General features: G+C 53.2%; 7 protein-coding genes and 3 pseudogenes. 9 read left to right on the forward strand and 1 reads right to left on the reverse strand.

The window, feature by feature from the left end:
* Positions 1–133: 133 nt before the first annotated feature.
* The 7 genes and pseudogenes from ACT3UA_RS18670 to ACT3UA_RS18700 all read left to right on the forward strand — a co-directional run bounded on the left by ACT3UA_RS18670 (position 134) and on the right by ACT3UA_RS18700 (position 4,839).
* Positions 134–1,342 carry a site-specific integrase gene (locus ACT3UA_RS18670; protein WP_444617829.1) on the forward strand — a complete coding sequence of 403 codons (1,209 nt, stop codon included), beginning with the start codon at positions 134–136 and terminating at the stop codon, positions 1,340–1,342.
* Positions 1,339–2,298 (forward strand): tyrosine-type recombinase/integrase, encoded by a 960-nt coding sequence (locus ACT3UA_RS18675; RefSeq protein ID WP_444617831.1) that lies wholly within the window; start codon positions 1,339–1,341, stop codon positions 2,296–2,298. The genes ACT3UA_RS18670 and ACT3UA_RS18675 overlap by 4 nt, the downstream gene beginning before the upstream one ends.
* Positions 2,299–2,315: 17 nt before the next feature.
* Complete coding sequence (locus tag ACT3UA_RS18680) at positions 2,316–2,621, forward strand: site-specific integrase (RefSeq protein ID WP_444617841.1); 306 nt, start codon at positions 2,316–2,318, stop codon at positions 2,619–2,621.
* Entirely contained in the window at positions 2,510–3,334 is an 825-nt protein-coding gene (locus ACT3UA_RS18685; RefSeq protein WP_444617833.1) for a tyrosine-type recombinase/integrase, read from the forward strand. The genes ACT3UA_RS18680 and ACT3UA_RS18685 overlap by 112 nt, the downstream gene beginning before the upstream one ends.
* 114 nt (positions 3,335–3,448) lie before the next feature.
* Positions 3,449–3,763, forward strand: a pseudogene (locus ACT3UA_RS18690) (integrase core domain-containing protein); the annotation flags it as partial.
* A 75-nt stretch (positions 3,764–3,838) separates the two neighbouring features.
* Positions 3,839–4,510: a hypothetical protein gene (locus ACT3UA_RS18695; RefSeq protein WP_444617835.1), complete on the forward strand. Its 672-nt coding sequence runs from the start codon at positions 3,839–3,841 to the stop codon at positions 4,508–4,510.
* On the forward strand, positions 4,507–4,839 hold the full coding sequence (locus ACT3UA_RS18700; RefSeq protein WP_444617837.1) for a hypothetical protein: 333 nt from the start codon (positions 4,507–4,509) through the stop codon (positions 4,837–4,839). Before ACT3UA_RS18695 ends, ACT3UA_RS18700 begins: the two co-directional genes overlap by 4 nt.
* Before the next feature lie 8 nt (positions 4,840–4,847).
* Here the strand turns inward: ACT3UA_RS18700 and ACT3UA_RS18705 are convergent.
* Positions 4,848–4,994, reverse strand: a pseudogene (locus ACT3UA_RS18705) (ISL3 family transposase); the annotation flags it as partial.
* A gap of 131 nt (positions 4,995–5,125) precedes the next feature.
* On the opposite strand from ACT3UA_RS18705, the pseudogene ACT3UA_RS18710 reads away from it, so the two are divergent.
* Positions 5,126–5,477 (forward strand): annotated as a pseudogene (locus ACT3UA_RS18710) (ISL3 family transposase); the annotation flags it as partial.
* 90 nt (positions 5,478–5,567) lie between these two features.
* A partial coding sequence (locus ACT3UA_RS18715; RefSeq protein ID WP_444617839.1) for a hypothetical protein occupies positions 5,568–5,835 on the forward strand: 268 nt, incomplete at its 3' end.

Raw genomic sequence — 5,835 nt, forward strand, 5'->3', positions numbered from 1 at the left:
TTATGCCGAGGTTTTTGTTAAGCCGAGAAAACCGGACTCGCACTGGTTAGCGGCAAGTTGAGCCACTATTCCTCGGCTTAACATTCAGGCCTATCCTGACGGTATCCGTGCTCCAAATTGAAAGGAGCGAGTCATGGATACCTCCGTGCAAGAGATCGGCGCAGCCGTTGTCGCTGCGCTCAGAACCGCTGGCTATATGGAATCGACAATCGGTCAATACCAGAAATCGATTAAGCAGCTTGAGATGCTGGCGGCCCAACACGATGGGACCTACACCTGCGAACTGGGTGCGCGATTCGCCATGATGACGACCAGTCCAAGGACGGGAGAATTCAGCAAGCAACGCAGCACCGATTACCAACGCCTGATTCATTTGTACGATTCATACGTACTGACAGGATGCGTGGACTTGGCCGTGCGCAAACACCCTTCAACGATTCCGTCGCCGAAGACCCCGGAGTTTTGCCAACTGCTCAGCTCTTGGGATCAAGACATGAAGCAACGCGAGCTCGCTAAGGTCACTCTTTATTCTTTCGGTTCCATGGCGACGCAATACCTGACCTATTTGGAGACTCAAGGAATCTCCACCTGGGACAAAGCCGATAGTGCCAGCGTCTTGGGGTTTCTTGAATCCTTGCGCAAGCATTGGGCAGAAACCACGATGTGGTCCGTCGTGGCCAATTTCCGCCCGTTCCTGAAGTTCACGCAACGCACCGACTTGCTCGATGCTTTAGCCCTCGCCCGGGCGCCCAGGCATCATCGGATCCACGAAACACTAGATCCGCAGTCCGAACGTACCGTGGTCGAGTTCTGCCGTGAAAACCCAGCAGTTTCGGCTCGTGATGCGGCCATCGTGTTGCTGTGTTTAGTCTCTGGGCTGCGTGCTTGCGATGTCGTCAACCTCAAGTTTGATGACGTAGATTGGCGCGGCTCAACACTGGGAATCGTTCAGCAAAAGACCGGGAACCCACTCACGCTTCCGTTGCCTGCACTGGTGCTGAAGAAGCTGGCGGACTACGTACTGCACGAGCGGCCAGAGACTACGGCCCCGCAGGTCTTCATTCGGTGGAAAGCGCCCCACAAGGCATTCGGCGACCACGCGTCAATCTACCGAGTGATAAGCACGGTTTTCCGTGCCGCAGGGGTGGACCATGTGAAGGTTGGCTCGCGGATGCTTCGATATAACGCAGCATCCAATCTCCTTCGTGCCGGCACGCCCTTGCCAACGATTTCTGCCGTATTGGGTCATGCCAGCGCAGATTCCACCAACGTGTATCTGAGCACAGACGTGGAGCAGCTTCTGGCCTGCGTCCTGCCACTGCCAGTAAGCCGGAAACAATGAAAACGCCAACCTTCACCAGTGTCTTCGCCCACGACTTGGCGCGATTCATAGAATTCAAGCAGAGCATGGGCTGCTACGGGGCATCACGGATCCACTATCTGCGCAGCTTCGATGAGTATTGCACTGCGCATCAAGCCCGCGTCCTTGACCAAGAAACGGTCATCGGATGGATCGCGGAAAAGCGTGCGGCGCAACCTGGATCGCCGCCTTCATGGATGTCGTATATTCGCGACTTCGGCCGGTGGATGCACGCCCATTCACATCCTGAAGCTTATGTGCTTTCGGAACAGTGGCGTGCAGGTTTCCACCGGTCGCAGCCATATTTACTCAGCCAGTCAGAGATCAATGGCTTCTTTACTGCGGCTGGACATCTAGCGACGAAGACACCGTGGCAATGGCAAGCCACGGCATTCTTCGGACTCATGCATTCTTGCGGGCTACGCACTTGCGAGGTGCAGCGCTTGGCAGTGGGCGATGTCGATCTGGAGGGGAAACTATTGAATATCCTCTGGTCCAAGGGCAATCGGAGTCGTCGTATCCCGTTTGACGGCATGCTCGGCCAAGTCTTGTTTCGCAGCGATCAGAAAACGAAGTCCAGCCTCAGTGCTCAGCGCCAGGCATTCTTTACTACCTCGACTGGTGCTCCTATCGGCAACACTGCAGTCGGGGTGATGTTCAACAAGATTTGGGACCAAGCTGGCCTGCCACGAACCGAAGGTGGTCCCAGACCGCGCCCCTATTCGTTCCGGCATCACTTTGCCTACGCAAACATTGAACGGTGGATGAGCCAAGGCCTCGACGTCAACGCAATGCTTCCTTATCTATCCCGTTATATGGGGCATGCCTCGTTGGATAGCACCTTTTACTACGTGCATACCTCTCCGGACTTTTTGAAGAACTATGCCCAGTTGAGCCAGCCTTATCAAGGCCTGTTTCCGGAGGTGGGATTCGAATGAAAAAAACAACAACACCCATGGCATGCAGCTTCTGGGGCTACGCGCGGAGCTATCTTCACGACTACCTGCCCAAAGTCCGTGGTGCTTCACCGCGGACTATCGAGGCATACCGGATCAGCTTGGAAAACTACGTGCACTACCTAACCTCAATCCAAGATATCCGTCGGGAAGAGATAAGTTTTGATCACTTCAGCAGGGAGCTGTTGAAAAGATGGGTTATCTGGATGCAAGAAGTCAAGAACTACCAGCCGCGGACCGTTGGATTGCGACTGACCTCCATCAAGGCTTTTTGCATTACGTTTCGGCCGAAGACATTGTCCTGATGGCTGTCGATGAGTCTGCACGGACTTTGAAAACACCTGCGGCGGCAAGAAAACCCATCGATTACTTGGAAGCCGAACAAACCACTCACCTTCTGGCAGCATACGGTGGTGAAACATTGAAATCTCGGCGCAATCGAATGCTGCTGGTCTTGCTCTATGACACAGCCGCACGCGTCAGTGAGCTGACTGCGTTGACCCTCGCCGATATTTCTTTTACCGAACCGGTCTGCGTGAGGCTGACCGGCAAGAGGGGCAAAAGCAGGATCATTCCATTGAGCAGCAAGACGGTGGAACATCTGGAGGTTTATCTTGCGCAGTTCCATTCCGGAGGTGAGCGTAGGCAAGGGAACCGTCCATTGTTTTATAGCTACCGTAGCGGCCAAGAGACAGCTCTTTCAGCGGACGCCGTGAGCTTGGTGCTGAAGAACGCTGGCGAAAAAGCACGTCTCACATGCCCCAGCATGCCTGAGCGCTTGTATTGCCATATGCTGCGTAAAACGAAGGCAATGGACCTCTACAAGCTAGGAGTCGCGCTGCCCTTGATCATGCAGCTCTTGGGACATGAGAACATGAGCACGACATCGTCGTTTTATGCTTTTGCGACGCTGGACATGATGCGTGCTGCGATGGCCGCTGGGAGCCCAGCGATTGAAGAGGTGCAGCAAATCCCATTGAGCCGGGAGGAGCTCGACAAGCTCTACAGCCTGCGTTAGGAAGAACAGTTAAGCCGAGGAATAGTGGCTCAACTTGCCGCTAACCAGTGCGAGTCCGGTTTTCTCGGCTTAACAAAAACCTCGGCATAATCTGAATTAAGCCGATATCGGCTTAATAGCGACCGCGGAACGCAGTACACGTCAGATGCATTTCAAGCGTGGTGCTCTGAGAATGGTGTGCGGCAGTCAATGGGCCGTACCGGAGTGTGTTGGGACAATGCCGTTGCCGAGTCGGCGTTCTCGACGATCAAGAACGAGATGTACCATCATCGGGCGTTTACGAGCCGGGTGGCGGCGCGTACCGCGGTTATGGAGTTCATTGAGATTTGGTACAACAGGAAGCGTCCGCATACGACTAATGGCGGGTTGAGTCCTCAGATGTTGCTCGACTGGTATTGGGAGCAGAATTCTTTGGCTCTCGCGGCCTGAGTTTAATAAGAAAAAATCATAGTTAGTGTCTCAGAAACTTGACCAGCTCAGATTGACCCGTTGGGTTTGTCGCCGGTGAGCGCTGAAGAGTTGAAAGCCTATTCGGACGCGAAGCAGAGTCAGAACATTTGGAACAAGGCTAAGTCGTACGGCCATTCGTTGCTTGAAGGCGCCAAAAACACCATGTCCTCTATTGGGCAAGGTGAGCTGGTCAAGAATGATGGTGACTTTAGTCTGAGTGAACTTGGTGGTGCAACGCTTGCTGGTGCACTGCCGGGTGGTGTCACTGCGTATAAGCCTAAGTGGCTCAAATGGTCTACCATGAAAACATTTAAGTACGGGAACTATCGATCCGGCTATAACCATAGCCCTGAAGTCCTCAACCGGGTAGGCAACGACAAATACAAGTTAGGCGCATTCTGGGCGCATGATATGCCACAAAATCTAGACCAAGTACGCACCGACAAGGCCCTACCCCTGTTCTGGGAAGATAAAGCCTTTGAAATGGGATACGACCCAAACGGCCAAACTTCATACACTATGCGTTATCAAGCGAAGTTTGAGGAGTACACAGAAAAGTATGGTGGTAGGGTAGCACCGCAGCGCGACGGCAAGTATCGTGACGTCATTTACCCGGGTGGCACTGAACAGATCTATATCCCACCGCGCGAATGGGTGCCACCTAAAAACGGTGAACCAATGCCAGAAAAAGGAACAGTTATCAACGAAAGTCCACTGCCCCAATGATGAATCTAAAAGATGCCAAACTGGACGACGCATTCAGGACTCTCATTACGCTTCTGAACGAGCTAGAGGAGTCACACCTAGCACACCTCATCAGTGAAATTTATGAAGAACTGCTGACGATCCCTAGCCAAAAACGAACCATTCTCCTCAGGAGGTCACTGAGGAGCAAACTCGCGCCCCGCCCAGGTGGAATCGAGGAAATGTATTTCGAAAAAGATGGAACGAAAAATAAAAGTTTATTGCACGCGACCGAAGTGATTCATTCTTTTGCAAGAATAAAATTTCTGGATATCTTTTACGTTGGCGCATTGCGTAAAAAAGGCTCTTAAGCTGCTCTTTAGAATTCAGAGTGTAAACGCAATCTGAAGCCACTAGTTTCCAACAATGATCGTGAAATATAGTGCGCCAGATTCGTGAATCCCAAAGCGATTCCCTGCAGGTGCTCCAACCGACCGTTCAAAGCCTCAGCAAGACCATTGGAGGCTCTTCAGGGTTGAGACTGTAATCTCCTAAACTCAAGACCCTGGATCCCGGGCATGTCGCAAAGCAGGAAAAAGTCGAGGCCGTCCAGAAGAATGGTAGTTACCACACTAACCATTTCTAGAGACCTCGACTGTGCAACATTCTATCTATACCCCGCAAACCCCAGGACTTTCACCACCTCGACGGACTGGGACTCACCGCCACCGGGCAGCGCATCACGCCGCAGAAAGCTCAGATCCTCTGCCAAGTGACCAGCCCTGACCCGAGGTGCCGTACCTGCGGAACATCCGGCATACCACGTGATATCGTCACCCGGGGCCTGGCCCACGAACCGTTTGGATGGCGTCGCCCCGTCTTGGTGATCAGGTACCGCCGCTACCGCCGCACCCACTGCCAACGCGTCTGGTGTGAAGACCTCACCGACGCAGCGGCACCACGCCAGAAAATCAGCCGGACCGGCCTATGCTGGGCTTTGGCCGGGCTAGCGGGTGTTACTACAAGTAGCCATTAGGGATGTTAGGGATGATGCAGAAAATCATGGAGGTAGCTACCTAGTGAAAATAGAGTTGCCCAAATGAGAACCCAGAAAGAACAAGAACTTCGAGATGCGTTCCGGAAACTCTCGTCCTATCTTGTCGAACTTGGAGACGGGGATTTTGGGGCGTCAGTAGATGATATCGCCCGAGAACTCTTCTCCGTCCCCGGCCCAGGAAATAAACGGGTAGCAACGCTCCGATCGATTCTGCGGGGCATACTTGCAGCTCACAACGGAGGAACTAACGAGTACTCCTTCGACCGAAGCCTGCCCGATGGCCCCCAAAAGAACAGGGAGTACCACCATG

Origin of the sequence: Glutamicibacter sp. 363, from assembly GCF_052379505.1 — a bacterium.
Lineage (GTDB): Bacteria > Actinomycetota > Actinomycetes > Actinomycetales > Micrococcaceae > Glutamicibacter.

Excerpts from the sequence above, each read along its gene's own strand:
- ACT3UA_RS18670 (WP_444617829.1), top strand. The coding sequence starts at position 134 with ATGGATACCTCCGTGCAAGAGATCGGCGCAGCCGTTGTCGCTGCGCTC.
- ACT3UA_RS18675 (WP_444617831.1), top strand. The coding sequence starts at position 1,339 with ATGAAAACGCCAACCTTCACCAGTGTCTTCGCCCACGACTTGGCGCGA.
- ACT3UA_RS18680 (WP_444617841.1), top strand. The coding sequence starts at position 2,316 with ATGGCATGCAGCTTCTGGGGCTACGCGCGGAGCTATCTTCACGACTAC.
- ACT3UA_RS18685 (WP_444617833.1), top strand. The coding sequence starts at position 2,510 with ATGGGTTATCTGGATGCAAGAAGTCAAGAACTACCAGCCGCGGACCGT.
- ACT3UA_RS18700 (WP_444617837.1), top strand. The coding sequence starts at position 4,507 with ATGATGAATCTAAAAGATGCCAAACTGGACGACGCATTCAGGACTCTC.